The following is an 18,053-nucleotide window of genomic DNA, read 5'->3' as shown; positions in this document are numbered from 1 at the left end:
CCGTTGAGGATGTGATCGGCGCGTGAACGTCCAGTCCAAGACCCTCACTGCCGCAGTGCTGGCCGCCGGGCTGTGCCTGGCCGTCACCGGATGCACCAAGTCGGGCTCGTCCGACTCCGGCGGCGACTCCCGCTCCTCCACGGCCGCGAACGACAACGCGGCCGCCTCCCAGCAGGTCGCCTCGCCGTCCGCGGCGGGCCCCGGCTGCACGTACAAGACCTACGGCGGCGGTGTCCCCCAGCTGGACATCACCGACGGCAAGACGCTCGTCGGCTTCTCCCAGTCGGAGTCGACCAGCAACCCCTTCCGCGCGACCGAGACCAAGAGCATCGAGCAGCAGGCGAAGAAGCTGGGCGTCAAGCTCATCCAGCGCAACGCCAACGCCGACGTCAACGCACAGAACTCGCAGATCGAGGACATGATCGCCCAGGGCGCCAAGGTCCTGATCGTCGCCCCCGAGAACTCCGACGGTCTCGGGCCGGCCCTCGCCAAGGCCAAGTCCGCCAAGATCCCCGTGCTCACCATCGACCGCACGGTCGGCGGCACCGCCTGCACGGGCTTCATGGCCTTCATCGGGTCGGACTTCTACCACCAGGCGCAGATCGCCGCCGACGACCTCGCCGGCGCCACCGGTGGCGAGGCCCACGTGGCCATCCTGACCGGTACCCCGGGCAACAACGTCACCACGGACCGGACCAAGGGCTTCGAGGACCAGGCCAAGGCCAAGTACCCGAAGATGAAGATCGTGGCCTCCCAGACCGGCAACTTCTCCCAGACCGACGGCCAGAAGGTCATGGAGCAGCTGCTGCAGTCCCACTCCGACATCAACGCGGTCTACGCGGAGAACGACGAGATGGCGCTCGGCGCGATCCAGGCCGTCAGGTCCGCCGGCAAGACACCCGGCAAGGACGTCAAGGTCGTCTCCATCGACGGCATCGAGCAGGCCGTGAAGAACGTCGCCGCCGGCCGGATGGTGTCGGACATCGAGACCAACCCCCGCTTCGGCCCACTGGCCTTCCAGGCGCTGCGGGACTTCTACGGCGACACGGGCGTACAGCCCAAGGTGATCATCAAGGACGGCCACTTCACCGCCGACAACGCCAAGCAGGCGCTCGACCAGGGCCTCGTGTACTGAGGCGATTCGCGACGGGCGCGCCGGGGCCGGGCCATGGCCCGTGGCCCGGGCCGGCCCGGCAGACCGGCGGCTGCCGGCGGCAGCCCGATGAGGAGGAAGACGTTGGTCCAGCAGGACCCGGCACCTCGCAGCGACTTGATCGTGGAAGTCGCCGGGGTGGACAAGAGCTTCGCGGGCGTCCACGCCCTGCACGGGGTGGACTTCCGCCTGCGTCCCGGTGAGGTGCACGCCCTCATCGGCGAGAACGGCGCCGGGAAGTCGACCCTGATCAAGGTGATGACCGGCGTGTACCGGCCCGACGCGGGCAGCGTCCGCTTCGCGGGCGAGGAGCGCGCTTTCCGCAACCCCCTGGAGGCGCAGGCGGCCGGCATCTCGACCATCTACCAGGAGGTCAACCTCGTCCCGTTGATGTCGGTGGCCCGCAACCTGAGCCTGGGCCGCGAGCCGCGCCGGTTCGGACTCGTCGACGTACGGGCCATGAACCGCCTCGCCACCGAGGCGCTGAGGCGTTACGGCGTGGACGTGGACGTCACCCGGCCACTGGGTTCGCTGGGCCTGGGCGCCCAGCAGATGGTGGCCCTGGCCCGCGCCGTGCAGATCGACGCCCGCGTGGTGGTGATGGACGAGCCGACCTCGTCGCTCGAACCGCGCGAGGTGGAGACCCTGTTCTCGGTGATCCGCGACCTCAAGCGGCAGGGCATCGCCGTCGTCTACGTCAGCCACCGCCTCGACGAGCTGTACGCGATCTGCGACCGGGTCACCGTGATGCGGGACGGCGCGGTCGTGCACACCGGCGACATGGCCGGCCTGGAACGGCTCGAGCTCATCTCGCTCATGCTCGGCCGGGAGATGTCCACCGTCCGGACCAAGGGCGCCACCGCGTTCGGCACCGACCAGCACGACCGGCTCGAAGGTGTGCCGGCGCTGCGCGCCACCGGACTGACGGTGCGGCACCGGGTGCACGACGTCGGCCTCGACATCCACCGCGGCGAGGTCGTCGGACTCGGCGGGCTGCTCGGGGCCGGGCGCAGCGAGACCGCCAAGGCGATCACCGGCGCGCTGGCCACGGACGGCGGCACCGTCGTGGTGGACGGAACCCCGCTCGCCCGGCGCAGTCCGGCCGCTGCCATCAAGGCCGGGGTCGTGATGCTCGCCGAGGACCGCAAGACGGAGGGCATCCTGCCCAACCTGTCCGTCCGGGAGAACATCTCCCTGGCCCTCCTGCCCCGCCTGGCCCGGGCCGGCGTGGTCTCGCAGGCCAAGCAGGACGAGGTCGTGCGCTTCTTCATGGAACGTCTGCGCATCAAGGCGTCCGGCCCGGACCAGAAGGTCAGCGACCTGTCCGGCGGCAACCAGCAGAAGGTGCTCCTGGCCCGCTGGCTGTGCCTCGACCCCAAGGTGCTGCTGCTGGACGAACCCACCCGGGGCATCGACGTGGGCGCCAAGGCGGAGGTGCAGGCACTCATCGACGAACTCGCCGGACAGGGGCTCGGGGTGCTGCTGATCTCCTCGGACCTGGAGGAGCTGATCGAGGGCTCGGACCGGATCGTCGTCCTCAAGGACGGCCGGGCCGTCGGCCGTCTCGAGGGTGAGGACGTGAGCGAGCGGTCCGTGCTCGACACGCTCGCCTCCGCCGCGCGGCCCGGCGACGCCGGGACGGCGGCCGAGGGCGGCGAGGACGGCGAGGGCGGCGTACGCACCGACGACGAACACAGGCAGCGCCAGGGCCGGACGGCCGGGCCGGCCGTGGCGGGCCCGGCGGCGACCGGCCCGGCGGCGACCGGCCCGGCGGCGACCGGCCCGGCCGTGACGAAGGAGGAGCTCCGATGACTCCCACCACCTGGGCCGGCCCAGACCTGCTGGACCGCGCCCGGCTGACCCGGCTCCTCCAGGCGTACGGCGTCTACGCCGCGCTGGTCGCCCTGTTCGTGGTGGCCGCTGTCCTGGACACCTCGTTCCTGTCCGCGGGCAACGTCCGCATCCAGCTCTTCCAGGTGGCGCCGACCCTGATGGTCGCGCTCGGCATGGCCCTGGTCATCGGCACGGAGGGCGTCGACCTGTCGGTGGGCGCCGTCATCGCCCTGGCCGCCTCCGTCGTCCCGCTCTACCTCGGCTACGGCGCACCGCTCGCGGTGCTGATCGCCCTGGTGGCCGGCGCCGTCTCGGGAGCGGTCGGCGGCACGATGGTGGCCTTCGCACGCATCCAGCCGATCGTCGCCACCCTCTCCCTCATGATCGGCCTGCGCGGTGCCGCCGAGCTGATCAACGGCAACTCGGCGAAGGCGGTCACCGACTCCGGGTTGCTCGGCCTCGGTTCGGACGGTCTGGCGGGCGTGCCCGTCATGGCGTGGATCGCCGGGGCGTGCGCCGTGCTGACCGCGCTGCTGGTGCGCCGGACCACGTTCGGCCGGCAGTTGGTCGCCATCGGTGACAACCGGCAGGCGAGCAAACTGGCCGGTCTGCCGGTGCGCCGCGTCCTCGTCACCGTCTACGTTCTCTCCGGCGTCCTCGCCGCCTTCGCGGGCGCGATGATCGTCGGGCACGGCGCCGAGGCGGACCCCGCCAACCAGGGTCTCAACATGGAGCTCAACGCCATCACCGCGGTCGTCGTCGGCGGCACCCCGCTGACCGGCGGCCGGGTACGCGTCCTGGGCACGGTGGCGGGCGCGCTGTTCATGCAGCTGATCACCGCCGTCCTCACCCAGCACAACGTGCACACGTCGTACACCCAACTCGTGGAGGCCGCCATCATCTGCTTCGCGGTCTACGCCTCACAGGAGCGTGGTACTCGATGACCCCCTCCGCCCTGCGACCCGCCACGTCGCCCGCGGGTTCCGCGCCCGACGCGGCGCGGCCGGCCGCGCCGCGCGAACGCCTGGCCTCCCACATCCAGCGCCGGGGCGCCCTGGCCGTGCTGGTGCTGATGGTCGCCATCGCCTCGGCGACCTCCTCCACCTTCCCGACCTGGTCCAACATCTCCAGCATCCTCGGCAACAACGCCTTCGTGTGGCTGCTGGCGCTCGGGATGGCCTTCGTCATCCTCACCGGCGGCATCGACCTCTCCGTCGGATCCATGTACGCCCTCGGCGGCGTCCTCGGCGCCTACGGGGCGCACACCGGCGGTACTTGGTCGGCGATCGTCCTGCCGCTCGCCGTCGGCGCGGTGTGGGGCACGGTGCAGGGGCTGCTCGTCTCCCGGGCCCGGATGGCGCCGTTCATCGTCACCCTGGCCGGACTCCTGGGCGCACGCGGGCTGTTGCAGGCCCTGACGGACGAGGGGGCCACCACGTATCTCGTCCCCGCGGACTCCGCGTTCCGGCGGCTGGGCGAGGGCACCTGGGTGCCGGTGCTGATCGTCGCCGCGCTGTTCCTCCTCGGCGCACTGCTGCTCACCCGCACCCGGTTCGGCGCCACGGTCACCGCGCTGGGCGGCAACGAGAACGCGGCCTCGCTGATGGGCCTGCCCGTGGCCCGCACCAAGGTCCTCGTCTACGTGCTGTCGGCCACCCTCGCCGCGGCCGCGGGCGCGCTCGGCAGCGCCCGCCTGGGCTCCGGCGTCACCACGATCGGCGTCGGCTACGAGCTCACCGCCATCGCCTCCGTGGTGATCGGCGGCACGCTCCTGACCGGCGGCAGCGGCTCGATCGGCGGAACGGCGAGCGGCGTACTGGTGCTGGCCGTCATCCACAACCTGATCGACCACTACTTCTCCCAGTACGGTTCCGCCTTCACCGACACGGTCAACGGCGCCTTCCTGGCCGTCGTGGTCCTGGCCCAGATCCTGCTCAGCCGCACGCGGCGGACGGACTGACCGCCTCGGCCCGGGACGGCGTCCCGGGGCCGGCCGACCGTTCGGCGCGCCCGGCGCACCGGACCGGACCGCGATCCGCGCCGGCCCGGGACGCCCCGCCCGACCAAAGGAGTTCAGTGGGCGTCAGCCTGAAGGACGTCGCACAGCGCGCCGGGGTCTCCGTCAAGACTGTGTCGAACGTCGTGAACAACTATGTCCATGTCTCCCCCGGGACCAGGGCGCGCGTGCAGCGGGCCATCGACGAACTCGGGTACCGGCCCAACCTCGTCGCCCGCCACCTGCGCAACGGCCGCACCGGCATCATCGCCCTGGCCGTCCCCGAGCTGGGGAACCCCTACTTCTCCGAGGTCGCCGGCGCCGTCATCGACGCGGCCGCGCGGCACGACTACACCGTTCTGCTGGACCACACGGCGGGACTGCGCGAGAAGGAGGTCCTCGTCTGCCAGGGCTTCCGCGCCCAGATCATCGACGGCCTCATCCTCAGCCCGATCCGGATGGAGACCGAGGACCTGTTCTCGCGCACCGACACCTCGCCCCTGGTGCTCCTCGGGGAGCGCGAGTACGACGCGCCCTTCGACCACATCGCCATCGACAACGTGGCGGCGGCCCGCGCAGCGGTCCAGCACCTGCTCGACACCGGCCGCCGCCGCATCGCCTTCCTCGGAGCCCGCCGGGAGAGCGCGCGGGAACCCGCGCACCTGCGTCTTCGCGGATGGCGGGAGGCGCACACCTCGGCCGGGCTGAAGCCCCCCGAGCCGCTGATCGTCGCCACCGACGGCTTCGACCGCCAGGACGGCGCGGCGGGCATGGCCGCCCTGCTGGACCGGGGCGGGCGGCCCGACGCCGTGTTCGCCTTCAACGACATGGTCGCCCTGGGCGCCATGCGGGTGCTCGCCGAACGCGGCCTGCGCGTCCCCCAGGACATCGCGGTGGCCGGGTTCGACGACATCGAGGAGGCCCGGTACGCGGCGGTGGCGCTGACCACGGTGGCCCCCGACAAGCAGGCCATCGCGCAGATAGCCGTGGACTGCGTCGTGGAACGCATCGCCGCCCGGACCCCGCCCGTGCCGCGACGCATCCTCCCCGGCTTCGAGCTCGTGGTCAGGGAGTCCACCGTCCAGGGGAGGCACTGAGCGGGGAGGGGCCCGGCCCCGATCCCCCACCCCTGGGCACATCTCAACCACGCCTGAACGGCAGAGACCGTGGAGAGCCCGGTGCGTGGAGACACGCACGCCGGGTTCGGCGAGCGGCACGGAGAAACGGACCGGTGGCAACACCGGCACCGCGCTCCGTGCCGACTCAACAGACGGGCGTCCGTGCCCGCACCGCGTGACGAAGCAGGAACCCACCCGAAGCGGCCCACACAACCTGTGTGGGAGCAGGCGGGAATCCCCGGCCTTCAGGCCCGGAGGATGTCAACGCTTGATCGACCCGAGGCAACAGTTCAGCCCCGACAGCGAGGCTGAACCACTGGCCCGCCGCACCGGCAGCGTGGCGGGCGAGGCGCTGCTGCGGCCGCTCGAACACGAAGCGGACAGAGTTGTTCACGCCGCGTTACAATCATGGCCTTTGCCGATTTCCTCAGGGGGGAAGCGATGAGAACACGCGGATTACTGGCGGCCTTCGTGGTCGCCCTCTCGGTCGTCCTGATGGCGGGCCTTGCCCAGAACGGGGCGCATCTGCTTCGGTCCGACCGCGCGGCGGCCACGGACACGAAGCGGACGGCGACCGACACGAAGCGGGCCGACGTCGGGGCCGGGACCGACATCGGCCTCAAGACGGTCAGCTTCAACATGTGCGGGGGCCTGTGCAACAAGGGAGGGACGGGGAAGCTGCCGCTCATCGCCGACCAGATCGACTCCTTCGCGCCGCACCTGGTCATGCTGCAGGAGGTGTGCTGGCCGCAGTACGACTGGTTCAGGAACAGGTACAAGGGGACCTACGAATTCGGCTACACGCCCCTGCTCACGAACTACACGGGCTGCGGTGCGTCCGACTGTTCGGTGAACATGGACGCCGACCCGACCAATGACGACAAGCGCTGCTGGATCGGACAGGTCCTCGGTGCCCGAGGGACGTTGGTGGGCCAGCCGGACGAGATCCCCCTCGGGGGCGAGCGCTACCAGATCAAGAACGACGGCAGCCCGGTCAACCCGGCGCGGACGTTCAAGGCCCTCTGCTACGACGTGGCCCTAGCCAACGTCCCTCGGAAGGTGAAGGGCTGCAGCGTGCACCTGCGCGCCTACGACGACGACAAGCAGGTCAACGAGCGGGCCCGGGTCGCGCAGGCGGCGCGCCTCGCCTCCGACCTCGACGGCGACATCGCCGCCGGCAAGGTCGTCGTGGTGGGCGGGGACTTCAACACGCTCCCGTACCCGAACCGCACCCCGGCCCTGGACAGCTTCTATCGTGACACCGCCGAGCCGGGCGGGGGCATCGGCAGGTTCTACGAGGCCGACCACGACGACCCCGCGTACTGGACCCAGTCGGATCCGGACTGTGTCGTGGGCACCGACACGAGCTGCCGGACCGGTGAGTCGACCATTGTCGACCTGTCGCCGCTGCCCAAGGACAAGCGCAACAGCAAGATCGACTACATCTTCTTCTCGGAGACCACCGACGAGGCGACACTTAGTGGCGACGCCATCCCCATGTACCTCAAGGACGCCGCGGGCACGGTCTTCACGGACCGCGAAACGGAGGCCGCCCGGGACGCCGACGGCAAGTACCTGAAGGTGTCGGATCACGCCTTCTACCGGGGAGCGGTGACGGTGAGCGCCTCTCCCTCCTGAACCCTGATGTCGTGACAGTCCCAAGCGCGACCTGACCAGTGGCCCGTGTCACACCACGTGCACAGGCCGCTCGTCGGGCACCCACGGCTGCCGGGCCCTCTCGAACTACCGGGCCCGGCGCCCGCGGGTGCCGGCCACCCGGAACGACCGGAACAGTGTGCGGGGATACTCGACCGGGTCCGCCGTGGCGGCGCTGCCGAAGCCCGACATCGAACACCCGCTCGGACGCAGACGCATGACGTGCAGCCTGTTGGCGTGGCCCTCGAGGACCACGCCAACAGGCATTCATCGACGGGCTCGCGCTGCGGTCCTCAGCGCGCACCCATCAGCTGGTCAGCGGTGGTGGCGGCGCCAGGAAACGAAGTCGACGAAGATCGGCGAGCGCCCGGGTGCGGCCGGGGATGGTCAGCAGGCCCGCATCGGGGAACACCGTCGGCTCATCCGTCCACTGGGCACCGCCTTCCTCGGCGAAGTACCCCCGCCGCCGGTTGCCCCCGCTGTACTCGGTCGTGACGTGTGCCGTGGAACCGGGTGAGGTCCGCACGGACGCCGATTTCACCGTCAACGTGCCGCTGGGGCCGCAGGCGCTGCGCGACGCGGACACGGTGATCGTGCCCGCCGCGATCGAGGACTACGGCCCGCAGCGGCGTGGCCGGTTGAGCCCGCTTGTACGGGCGGCACTCGCGGAGACTCCCCCGACAGCACGTCTGGCTTCCATCTGCACCGGGTCGTTCGTGCTGGCGGCAGCGAGCCTGCTCGCGGGTCGGCGGGCGACGACGCATTGGAAGTCCCGTCCTGAGTTGGCCGCCCTCTACCCGGAGATCGATGTGGACCCCGACGTGCTGTACACCGATGACCAGGGTGTGCTCACGTCCGCGGGCGTGGCTGCGGGAATCGATCTGTGCCTGCACATGATCCGCAGTGACCACGGTGTCGACGTCGCCAACACCGTCGCCCGAGGCACGGTGGTCCCCCCCGCACCGAGAAGGCGGTCAGGCCCGGTACATCGACCGTCCCGTGCCCGAACCCGGCGACACTTCCACCGCCGCCACCCGCGCCTGGGCCCTGGAACACCTCGGTGAGCGCCTCACCCTGGAGGACCTGGCGCGCCGGGCGGCGACGAGCGTGCGGACGTTGACGCGCGAGTTCCGGCAGGAGACGGGGATGCCGCCGATGCAGTGGCTCGGTCAGCAGCGCCTGCAGTACGCCCGTCGGCTGCTGGAACGCACGGACGAGCCTGTGGACCGGATCGCGGCCGAAGCCGGCTTCGGCGCGAGCACAGCGATGCGTCAGCACTTCCGGGAGGTACTGGGTGTGTCACCCTGCGCGTACCGCAACACCTTCCGGGGGGAAGCGTGAGGGCACGCGCGCGGTGACACCGCCTCGGCCTGAGCCGCACGCACGAGGACTCCTGACGCGCGATCAGGCACGCGGAGCGCCACTGTCCGCTGCGAGGCGGGTGAGCCACTCGCGCAGCAGGTGCTGCTCGGCGTCGCTCAGGACATCGGCATCCTCGGGGAGAGCGGCGCGCAGCGCGCGGGCCGCCGCGGCGGGGCCGGTCTCCCCGGCGGGGACCGTCGGTTCGGCGCGGGTGATGGCGGCGACCATGGCCTCGCGGAGGGTGGTCAGCAGCGCCGGATTGCGGCGGTCTGCCGGGGTGGAGTGCCAGGTGGTGACCGCGCCTCGGCCGGTGGCCTGGATGATCTGGGCAGCCAGCTCCTCGTCGACCCGCAGCCACCCCCCGGCCGCCAGTCGGCGCACCCGGCCATGGAGGATCTCCAAGCCCGCGCGGTGTGCCATGTCCGCCTCCCGGCCGGTGGCCCTGCTCATCACCGCGAACAGCTCGGGGCGGGAGATCCCGAACTCCACCACCATGTCCCAGCCGCACCGCAGGTCCTCCACCGCGTCCCGTGGTTGGGGATCGAGCTGCGCGCGCTTGCTCTCCAGGAACTGCGCGTAGCCGTGCTCCGCGACGGCATCGAGGAGCCCCTCCTTGTCACCGAAGAGGCGGTAGATCGCCGGCGGCTGCATCCCGGCCGCGGCGGCGACCGCCCGGGTGCTCACCGCGTCCGGGCCGCCCTTCTCCAGTAGCTCGACGGCTGCCTCGACGATGCGGTGACGAGGACTGCCGGTGTTGCCGCGCGTAGCCATGGATCGATGATACCGAGGATTTGATTCCAACGATATTCCAGTGTTAACGTCAAAGTGGTTCCACTGGAAACAGCGTTGGGAGAACCCGTGATCATCGTGACCGGAGCCACCGGAAAGCTCGGCCGCCGCACCGTCGAACGCCTCCTGGAGCGCATCCCCGCCGACCGCGTCGGCGTCAGCGTCCGCGACCCCCGCAAGGCCCAGGACCTCGCCGACCGCGGCGTCCGTGTCCGGCAGGGCAGCTTCCACGACCCCGCCTCGCTCGTGCGTGCCTTCGAAGGTGCCGAGCAGCTGCTCCTCGTCTCCCTCGACCGCACGGGCGAGGAGTGCGTCACCGGCCATCGCACCGCCATCGACGCCGCCGTGAGAGCCGGCGTCGGCCGTATCCTCTACACCAGCCAAATGGGCGCCGCCCACGACTCCCGCTTCCAGGCGTGCCGCGACCACGCCCGAACCGAGGACCTGCTGCGCGCCACCGGCCTGCCCTGGACCGCGCTGCGCAACGGCTTCTACGCGGCCAGCGCCTTGCAGTTCCTGGAGGCCGCCCGCCGCACCGGTGACATCGCCCTCCCCGCCGACGGCCCCGTCGCCTGGACCGGCCACGACGACCTCGCCGATGCCACCGCCGCAATTCTCGCCGAGGAGGGCCGCTTCGAGGGGCCCACCCCGCCGCTCACCGGCGCGGCGGCGCTCGACTTCGCCACCATCGCCGAGATCGCGTCCCAGGCCATCGGACGGCCCTTCACGCGCACCGTCGTCCCCGACGACGCCTTCCGCGAGCAGGCCCTGGCGCACGGCGCCCCAGCCCCGATCGCCGACCTGATGCTGAGCATCTTCGCAGCGGCGCGGAATGGCGAGTTCACCACCGCCGACTCGACGCTCGCCGAGCTGATCGGGCGAGAGCCCGCCACCTTCGGCACCCTGCTCGAGCGTGCCTGGGCCGACTAGACCCGGCGCGACGCGCAGAAGGGCGTCAGCCCGCAAGGACACACCCGGCGAACGCGCCGCCGGCGCTGGCGATCTGGTCCCACCGATGTTCTGCCGAAGGCCACGCGCGAGCCCAGGCGAACTCGGCTTCGCGGGAGGACTGCGCCCGCTCGAACCAGGCAGTACCGGAGAAATCCGTCTGGCTGGAGAGAGCGTCGTCGGAGAACTGCGCTCTGACGAACTGGGCGGTGCCGGTGAACTGTGCCGCGCCGAACCAGGAGAGTCTGGAAAATCGCGTCCTGCCGAACTCGGCGTGGCCGGAGAACCGCGCCCGCGCCCCGCTGCCGATGCGCATGGTGGAGATGGCCGGGGTGCTACTCGCCGGCTATGGCGGCGCCCGGCTGGCGCAGATCCTGAAGGTGCCACTGTCGTAGCCGACCTGTGGCCTTGGTTTCTCCTGACCGAACGCCAGGACTCACAATGACTCCGCCGCGCTTCGCAGCGCCATGCGGGCCGCAGCGTCGCTCTGGCGGAGGAAGGGCGAGTTGGCGCGGGGGCGCGGGAAATCACCCGGATCCGTGATCAGCCGGGCCGGGTGAGGCCTTCCGTCCGCGCGTACCGGGCGGCCACCGGCGGTGTCCAGGGTGCCGGTGGACTGCCTGCGGCCGGTGGAAGGATCGATCCGCGTCTCCTCACGGATGTCGCCGCGCTCGAGGAGGCGGAGCAACAGGGGTTCGGTCGTCAGGGAGAGCGCCCGGCGGGGCAGGCGCGCCTCCACCAGGGCGCGGGCGCGGACCGTCGCGTCCACGGAGCGGGAGCGTGCCTGAAACACACCGCCCCGGCAGGAGATCTCCGTGTGGGCGCCGAGGAATCGGACGATGCCACAGCGCGCGAGGGCCAGGAGTTGTTCGAGGCGGGGAGCAGGCGGTCCGCTACTGAGAAAACGGCACCGGGAGAGGAAGGCGGGTATGTCCTGATCCCCGGATCCGGGGGAGATCCGGCCGTTGCGCACCACCTCCCAAAGGGTGTTCATCACGGAGAACAGGGCGTGGTAGACAGCGAGATGAGCACTGTGGCGAGGGTCGCGTCCCCGTGCCAGATCAGTGGCGAGATAACCGGTCATCCACCGCTGGAGGGCCGCGTGGTCGGGAAAGCGGCGGCCCGTGAGAGGCTGGTCCGGCGCTTCGATGTCGATGCGGTCCCCGCGGTGCGGCACCGCGTGCGCGATGAGCTCCTTGAACTCGGAGGTGTTCCACCCCACTGTGGACAGACGAGTGAGGAAGGCATCTGGGGCCATGGCCAGGCGGTCGCCGTGCGATGTGGCCAGTTCGCGGTAGCCGGCCTCGCTTAGCTCCCGTGCGATGAGCGGCCACAGATCGGTGCTGAAGTCCAGGGGCCTGTTCTCCAGTGCGGCGAGCCGGAAATGCCGCGGGTGCTCCGCGGCAGGCCGCCGCAGCGGGTACGCGAACTTGCAGCGGTAGGGCACTCCGCGGCGGGAGCCCGCGTAGATGAGCGGTTCCCGGCCCGACGGCTCGTAGCGCAGTTCGCCGTCGGCGTTCCGAAGGAATCGACCGCCTCGTCCCTCCGTGAGCAGGATCATGACGTCGATGAAGGCCAGGCCGAGGCCGCGTACGATCACGGGTTCTCCCGGGCGCACCGGGTCCAGCGAGATGTCGGCAGTGGACGCGGGCGGCACATAGGTGAGCTGATGAGCGGCGGCTTTCCTGGCCAGCAGTTCCTCTCCTCCGCGCAGGCGGACGGGGAAGTTCCCCTGCGCGTGGAGGACGAAGTCCACGTCCAGCGTGTCGCCCCCGGCGAGGGTGATCCGCTGTCGTCCGCCGGGCAGGTCGCTGACGTCCAGCGTGCGTGCTTGATGGGTGCGTACGTGGATTCGCGGCGAGGAGTTCCGCGCGGTGCGCCAGAACACCCAGGCGAGATAGTCGCCGACGAACGGTCGGGTGCCGAACCAGCCCTCGTGTGCCCGCTTGGCCTCGGCGAGGCTTTCCGGCCTCGGCCGATAGCCGTCGGGGAGGTCGAGAGAGCCCCGGGACAGTTCGGTGGCCCACTCGGCGAGTGTCGGGCCGCAGACCACGGGACCGTCGCAGTCCACGGTATGGTCGGTGAAGAGCGTGCACTCGTCCACTCGGGTGTTCGACCAGAGCAAGGCCGGTTGCCGCCGACGCCACACGTAGCCGCCTCCGGGCGGGTAGGGGTCGATGACGTGGACGTCCAGGAGCCTGTTGGGCAGGAACTCCGCCGCGTTCGCGGCGATCCGTTCGAGGACGGACGTTCCGCGCGGTCCCGCGCCGATGATGGCGATGCTCGGAGTGTCCCCCGCCGCTGTGGTCCTCATCGGGTTCCTCCTGGGATCAGGCGATCAGCAGCTGGTGGGAGGCGAGATCGCGGTAGAGGGGGTTGGTTCGGGTCAGTTCCTCGTGGCTGCCTACCGCCATCACCCGGCCGCTGTCCATGACGACGATTCGGTCGGCGTCGACGACGGTGGCGAGCCGGTGTGCCACGATCAGCAGCGTGTGGCCGGCGGAGACGGCGTCGACCGCGTCACGGAAGGCGGCTTCGTTGTGTGCGTCGAGGTTGCTGGTGGGCTCGTCCAGCAGCAGAATCGGCGGAGTCGCCAAGAGCGTGCGAGCGATGGCCAGACGCTGGCGTTCGCCTCCGGAGAGCAGGACTCCGCCTTCACCTACCTGGGCGTCGAGGCCGAGGGGTGAGCGCTCGGCGATGCCGGCCAGATTGACGGTGTCGAGTACGGCCAGCAACTGGTCGTCGGTGGCGTCGGGCGAGCTGAGCGTGAGGTTGCTGCGGATCGTTCCGGCCAGGGCGGGCGCTTCCTGCTCGACGTACCCCAACCTGGCCCGTAACTGGTCGCGCGGCAGCCGGCGGATGTCCATCCCGTCGATCTGGATGGAGCCGGACGTGACGTCGTAGAAGCGCTCCACCAGGGCGAGCAGGGTGGACTTGCCTGCGCCGGACGGTCCCACGAGCGCCGTGCGCGTGCCCGCGGGGACGGTGAAGCTCACGTTCCGCAGCACAGGATCGCCCGAGGCGTAGCCGAAAGTGACGTCGTCGAAGGTGAGCGCGGGAACCTTCGTCGGATCGGGGCGGGCGGGCCGACGCGGACCGGGAGCCGCGGCGGCCCGGTCGGCCTGGTGGTCGTCCATGGTCTCCGTCGGCAGGCGCAGCAGGTCCTCGACCCGCTGGAGCGCACCCAGGCCGGTCTGCAACTGGGAGTTGGCGCTGACCACCTGCCCCACGGGCAGGACGAGGAAGAAGAGGAACAGCACGAACGCCACGAGATCGCCCACGGACAGCTTCCCGCTGGCGACGCGGCTGCCTCCGACTCCCAGTACGAGGAGGAGGACACCTTGGGTGGCGATGTGGGCGAGAGGGTTGATGAGCGCCTGAAGCCTGGCCTGGTGGACGCCCACGTCGTAGGCCCGACGGGCCATGGCTTCGACGACCTCGGTTTCCCGCTGTTCGGCACGGGCGGCACGGATGGTCCGGGCGCCCCGGATGGCCCGCTCGACTCCGGAGGTCATCTCGCCGAGCAGTGTCTGCGCCTCCTCGGCCAGCGGACGCGTTCTGTGTGCGACCAGGGTGGCGCCGGTGAGCCCCACGGCCATGCCCGCACAGGTGACCACGAACAGCAGTGGGTCGACCAGGAAGGCGGCGATGGCCGCGCCCAGGATCGTGAGGCTTCCGGTGGCCAGTTCGAAGAGCCCCGAGGTGACCACGGAGCGGAGCAGGCTGCTGTCTGCACCGACCCGGGACAGCAGGTCACCGGTGCGGCGGTGGTCGTATTCCGCGATCGGCAGGCGCAGTACGTGCGCCGCGAGGCGTTCCCGCATCGTGAGGACCAGTCTCTCTCCGGTGCGGCGCAGCAGGTAGTCGCGGACACCGTTGAGTGCGGCAGCTCCCAGAAGGAGGCTGGCGAGCATGGCCGCCGGTGCCGCGGTCGATCGTGCGGCGGAGATGGCGTCGATCAGGGAACGTATCAGGAGCGGCTGGAGCAGCGTGCCCGCCGCGGCGGTCAGGGACAGCAGCGCCGCCAGAGCCATGACCGGCAGATGGCCCCGCAAGTAGTACAACAGTTCGCGCAGTCCTACGCGCTGTGCCCGGCTCATCGTTGACCTCCTGCGAGCGGTATGGTGAAGCAGCCCGCCTGACCTTCGGTGCGGAACTGGTTGTCTGGAGTCCGGCCGACTGTGCCGGGGCGGGCATCCGGATGCGGTCCCACGCCCCGGCACAGTCGGGTGCTGCGTCAGCAGGTGGTGCTGATCCAGCTGCAGTCGCAGCAGAACGACGTCGAGCCGCTGGCGAGGGCGTCGGGAGCGCTGGGTTCCGACTCCAGCGCCTGCAAGCCGAGCACGAAGTTCGTCATGGTCTTCACCTCCTTTCCCCGGTCGATGCGACAGGGCTCTCGGCTGTGCGCCGCCATGCCTGGGCCGTATGGCGTGGGGCGTCAGCCGAGGGATCCGGGTGGGCCGGGCCCCACGGGACCGGTTCCAGGAAGGGCAGAAGCTCGCTGCCGCGCCCCGTCAGTACGTTGATGAGACGCAGGACTCCGGCGGAACCGGTGGCGAGGTCGGTCGAGGCGCGCAGATTCTGCTCGCCGGCGAAGACGAGACCGTGTTCGTCGGACAGGGCGTGCAGGTTCAGGGCCTCGATGCCGTTGTCGACCCGTGTCCGCCAGTCGGGCCAGCCCAGTCGGTGCGCGATCTGGCGGAGCGCTCCCGTCAGTCCCGCCCTGCCGTTGAACAGTCCTCCTCCGACACAGAACTCGAGGGCGCAGGCCCGGCCCAGGCTCTCGAAGGACTGCGCGAGCCGGTCGTCGTGCCGGTGGCGCAACAGCAGGTCGGCGACCAGAGCGACGCCGGCGCTGCCCGTGGCGAGGTAGGGCAGGACGCGTGATCCGTTCCGCACTTGGAGCGTGCCGTCGCCGACGGGCTCGCATCCGTCGAGGTCCCGGTGGGCTGCCGCCAGGCCGGCCCGCAGCCAGCGGTTGTCATGGGTGACCTCGTAGAGCCGCACCATGAAGAGTGCCGGTCCCGACCATCCGTACAGCAGGCCGCCGGTGAAGTTGTCCGGGGTGTTGCCACGGCCGTTGCGCGGCGCGGCGTCGGCGGGCAAGGTCCGGGGTCCTACGGCGAAGGTGCCGGCATCGATGGCCTTCGCCACTGTGGCGCCGGTTTGGACGGCATGCTCCAGATAGCGATGGTCTCCGGTACGGCGGTAGAAGTCCAGGCTGGTCAGCCCGATCCCGGACAGCCCGTCGAAGAGCTTGGTCCCGGGCATGGACCGGCTCTCCTCGGCGATCCTGTCGTAGTACCCGAGGGCGGTGTCATGATCCCCCAGGTTGTACAGAACATGGCAGATGCCTGCCATTCCGTCGTAGAAGCCCAGGCGTGGCAGGGGTCCGGAGCGCAGGTCGCGTGCGAGCCACTGGACGTAGCCGTCGACGTCGGTCTCGCCGGCGGTGAACAGGGCGTCCACGACACCTGCGGCACCGAAGGCCACGCCGCCGCCTCCGTCGTAGAACTGCCCGATGTCCCCGGGGAACAGCCGGTCGCGACGGTCGGGTGTGGCCGTGGCGCGGATCGATGCCACCAGTGCCGCCGTGTGGGCATCCCAGGGGCCCGCGGCGCGCCGGAACGCCAGGTGCGGGTCGACGGGGCGCAGACCGGAGGCGGCCGGCCCCGCCGCGGACAGTGCTCGGGTCAATGGTTCCGTGATGCTGTCGTCGAGGCCCAGGTTCCTACGGGCGGCGGCGATCAGCGTGGTCGCCTGAGGCGGACAGAGTTCCAGGAGGGAGGTGAGCGGCAGGTAGAGGAACAAACGCAGCGCGTTGAGCGAGTACTGGTCGCCGGCGACCCCCTTGAGCGAGGGCGGCGCGGCGAAACCCGGTGTGCCCAGGGCGCGGGGCCCCGCGTAGGTCCGGGGCTGGACGGCCTCGAAGTCGATCAACGACACGTGCAGGTCGTCGTCGATCATGATGTTGCTCGGCTGGATGTCGTTGAAGCTGTAGCCCCGGGCGTGTACCGCCGTGAGTGTGTCCCCGACCTGTTCCAGGATGCGCTCCACGGACCTCAGGTAGTCCGTGGTCGAGCGCTCGTCCGCCTCTCGGAGGTAGAGATAGTTAATAGTTATCCACTTTTGGAGAGATATTCCCGGAATGTGTTCCATGGCCAGGAACTCATGACCGCCCAGGACGTGATAGTCGTAGGCTCGAGGGATGCCCGGAATATCCGCGAAGGCGGTCAATGCCGCGTGCTCCGCCCGCAGCCGGGCCAAGGCGTCGCGCCCGATACGGTCCAGCCCCGCGTGCGGCCTGGCCTCCTTCAAGACCAGCTCCCCGCCGTCCCGGAGCCTGCGCGCCCGGTAGACCCCACCTCCGTTCGAGAAGTGGAACGCGCCGGTTATCTCGTACGGGAACTCCTCGGGCTGTTCGGATTTCATCCGGGGGGCCGCCGCCTCGGCCAGGAACGTGGGAACGGGGACCCACTCGGGCACGGTGAACACCGGCTCGCGCCGGTCGGGCACCAGGATGCCGTCGGGCCGCTCGATGGCCGGTTGCCGGCTGCCGTCCTCCGCGTAGGCGAACCGCAGCGCGAAGCCGCCGTAACGCACGTAGAGCGGGCCTTCATTCCAGCGCAGGTCGCTGAGTATGTACGGTCCCGGGGCGCCGCCGAGGTCCCGATCGAGCTCGGTCAGCGCGCGGTGCAGTTCGGCGGTGTTCCTGGGATAGACGGTGATGAACTTTCCGCTCGCCTCCCGCGGCGCGTACTTCGCGTTCCTCGACTGGAACACGAGCGAATTGGGGAGGAACTTGAAGGGGAGCCGGCCTTCGAAGCAGTAACGGGAGACGCACTCCAGAACCTGGACCGCGTTCTCCGCCGTCGCCGACACGTGAATCTTCCAGCCCTGGGAAGGCAGTTCGGCGCTGCCTTCCAGTGGCCGTATGCGCGCCCACTGTCCGTCGGATTCCTGCTGCCATCCGGCAGGCAGGCGGACGTGATCACGGAAATCCAGCCATCCGCCATCGGGCCGCACGCGGTCCGGTGAGTCGTAGAACCTTCTGTCCGCCAGACAGTAGGCCGGATACCGGACATCCATGGGCAGCCTCCTCTCGACCGCAGCTCGCCTCGCGGATCGCTATACGCATACGCAGATCCCCTCCGAGACCACGGGGGAGGGGGACGTCGATCAGCCTGCCCGGCCGGCC

Annotated in this window: 12 protein-coding genes and 1 pseudogene; 8 read left to right on the top strand and 5 right to left on the bottom strand. The window is 70.5% G+C overall.

What is annotated here, in order from left to right; all coding sequences use genetic code 11:
* The first annotated feature begins 22 nt into the window (after positions 1 to 22).
* The 7 genes and pseudogenes from ACF061_RS16065 to ACF061_RS16035 all read left to right on the top strand — a co-directional run bounded on the left by ACF061_RS16065 (position 23) and on the right by ACF061_RS16035 (position 9,097).
* Complete coding sequence (locus ACF061_RS16065; protein ID WP_392267477.1) at positions 23 to 1,135, top strand: ABC transporter substrate-binding protein; 1,113 nt, start codon at positions 23 to 25, stop codon at positions 1,133 to 1,135.
* Positions 1,136 to 1,222: 87 nt separating this feature from the next.
* Positions 1,223 to 2,965, top strand: coding sequence for a sugar ABC transporter ATP-binding protein (locus ACF061_RS16060; RefSeq protein WP_392267476.1), 1,743 nt, complete (start codon positions 1,223 to 1,225; stop codon positions 2,963 to 2,965).
* Positions 2,962 to 3,930 (top strand): ABC transporter permease, encoded by a 969-nt coding sequence (locus tag ACF061_RS16055; protein WP_392267475.1) that lies wholly within the window; start codon positions 2,962 to 2,964, stop codon positions 3,928 to 3,930. The genes ACF061_RS16060 and ACF061_RS16055 overlap by 4 nt, the downstream gene beginning before the upstream one ends.
* Positions 3,927 to 4,946 (top strand): ABC transporter permease, encoded by a 1,020-nt coding sequence (locus ACF061_RS16050; protein WP_392267474.1) that lies wholly within the window; start codon positions 3,927 to 3,929, stop codon positions 4,944 to 4,946. The genes ACF061_RS16055 and ACF061_RS16050 overlap by 4 nt, the downstream gene beginning before the upstream one ends.
* Before the next feature lie 116 nt (positions 4,947 to 5,062).
* Entirely contained in the window at positions 5,063 to 6,079 is a 1,017-nt protein-coding gene (locus ACF061_RS16045) for a LacI family DNA-binding transcriptional regulator (protein ID WP_392267473.1), read from the top strand.
* 462 nt (positions 6,080 to 6,541) lie between these two features.
* Positions 6,542 to 7,738, top strand: a complete 1,197-nt coding sequence (locus ACF061_RS16040; protein ID WP_392267472.1) for an endonuclease/exonuclease/phosphatase family protein — start codon at positions 6,542 to 6,544, stop codon at positions 7,736 to 7,738.
* Positions 7,739 to 8,139: 401 nt separating this feature from the next.
* Positions 8,140 to 9,097, top strand: a pseudogene (locus ACF061_RS16035) (GlxA family transcriptional regulator).
* A gap of 63 nt (positions 9,098 to 9,160) precedes the next feature.
* Here ACF061_RS16035 and ACF061_RS16030 read toward each other — a convergent pair.
* Positions 9,161 to 9,889 carry a TetR/AcrR family transcriptional regulator gene (locus tag ACF061_RS16030; protein WP_392267471.1) on the bottom strand — a complete coding sequence of 243 codons (729 nt, stop codon included), beginning with the start codon at positions 9,887 to 9,889 and terminating at the stop codon, positions 9,161 to 9,163.
* Between the two features lie 87 nt (positions 9,890 to 9,976).
* Here ACF061_RS16030 and ACF061_RS16025 point away from each other — a divergent pair, with 87 nt between their 5' ends.
* On the top strand, positions 9,977 to 10,837 hold the full coding sequence (locus ACF061_RS16025; protein WP_392267470.1) for an SDR family oxidoreductase: 861 nt from the start codon (positions 9,977 to 9,979) through the stop codon (positions 10,835 to 10,837).
* 25 nt (positions 10,838 to 10,862) lie between these two features.
* On the opposite strand, the gene ACF061_RS16020 is transcribed toward ACF061_RS16025, so the two are convergent.
* From ACF061_RS16020 to lanKC, 4 genes are all read right to left on the bottom strand, one after another.
* A complete protein-coding gene (locus ACF061_RS16020; RefSeq protein WP_392267469.1) occupies positions 10,863 to 11,171 on the bottom strand; it encodes a hypothetical protein in 309 nt (102 codons plus the stop codon).
* Positions 11,172 to 11,291: 120 nt separating this feature from the next.
* Positions 11,292 to 13,169, bottom strand: a complete 1,878-nt coding sequence (locus ACF061_RS16015) for an FAD/NAD(P)-binding protein (protein WP_392267468.1) — start codon at positions 13,167 to 13,169, stop codon at positions 11,292 to 11,294.
* Between the two features lie 16 nt (positions 13,170 to 13,185).
* Complete coding sequence (locus tag ACF061_RS16010; RefSeq protein WP_392267467.1) at positions 13,186 to 14,955, bottom strand: ABC transporter ATP-binding protein; 1,770 nt, start codon at positions 14,953 to 14,955, stop codon at positions 13,186 to 13,188.
* 262 nt (positions 14,956 to 15,217) lie between these two features.
* The gene (lanKC, locus tag ACF061_RS16005; RefSeq protein ID WP_392267466.1) at positions 15,218 to 17,944 is read right to left on the bottom strand and encodes a class III lanthionine synthetase LanKC; all 2,727 of its coding nucleotides are present in this window, start codon (positions 17,942 to 17,944) and stop codon (positions 15,218 to 15,220) included.
* Between the last annotated feature and the right edge of the window lie 109 nt (positions 17,945 to 18,053).

It is taken from the genome of Streptomyces sp. NPDC015220, from assembly GCF_043079345.1.
Lineage (GTDB): Bacteria > Actinomycetota > Actinomycetes > Streptomycetales > Streptomycetaceae > Streptomyces.
This window is presented reverse-complemented; position numbering and strand designations above follow the sequence as displayed.

Excerpts from the sequence above, each read along its gene's own strand:
- ACF061_RS16060 (WP_392267476.1), top strand. The coding sequence starts at position 1,223 with ATGAGGAGGAAGACGTTGGTCCAGCAGGACCCGGCACCTCGCAGCGAC.
- ACF061_RS16055 (WP_392267475.1), top strand. The coding sequence starts at position 2,962 with ATGACTCCCACCACCTGGGCCGGCCCAGACCTGCTGGACCGCGCCCGG.
- ACF061_RS16050 (WP_392267474.1), top strand. The coding sequence starts at position 3,927 with ATGACCCCCTCCGCCCTGCGACCCGCCACGTCGCCCGCGGGTTCCGCG.
- ACF061_RS16040 (WP_392267472.1), top strand. The coding sequence starts at position 6,542 with ATGAGAACACGCGGATTACTGGCGGCCTTCGTGGTCGCCCTCTCGGTC.
- ACF061_RS16030 (WP_392267471.1), bottom strand. The coding sequence starts at position 9,889 with ATGGCTACGCGCGGCAACACCGGCAGTCCTCGTCACCGCATCGTCGAG.
- ACF061_RS16020 (WP_392267469.1), bottom strand. The coding sequence starts at position 11,171 with ATGCGCATCGGCAGCGGGGCGCGGGCGCGGTTCTCCGGCCACGCCGAG.
- ACF061_RS16015 (WP_392267468.1), bottom strand. The coding sequence starts at position 13,169 with ATGAGGACCACAGCGGCGGGGGACACTCCGAGCATCGCCATCATCGGC.
- ACF061_RS16010 (WP_392267467.1), bottom strand. The coding sequence starts at position 14,955 with ATGAGCCGGGCACAGCGCGTAGGACTGCGCGAACTGTTGTACTACTTG.
- lanKC (WP_392267466.1), bottom strand. The coding sequence starts at position 17,944 with ATGGATGTCCGGTATCCGGCCTACTGTCTGGCGGACAGAAGGTTCTAC.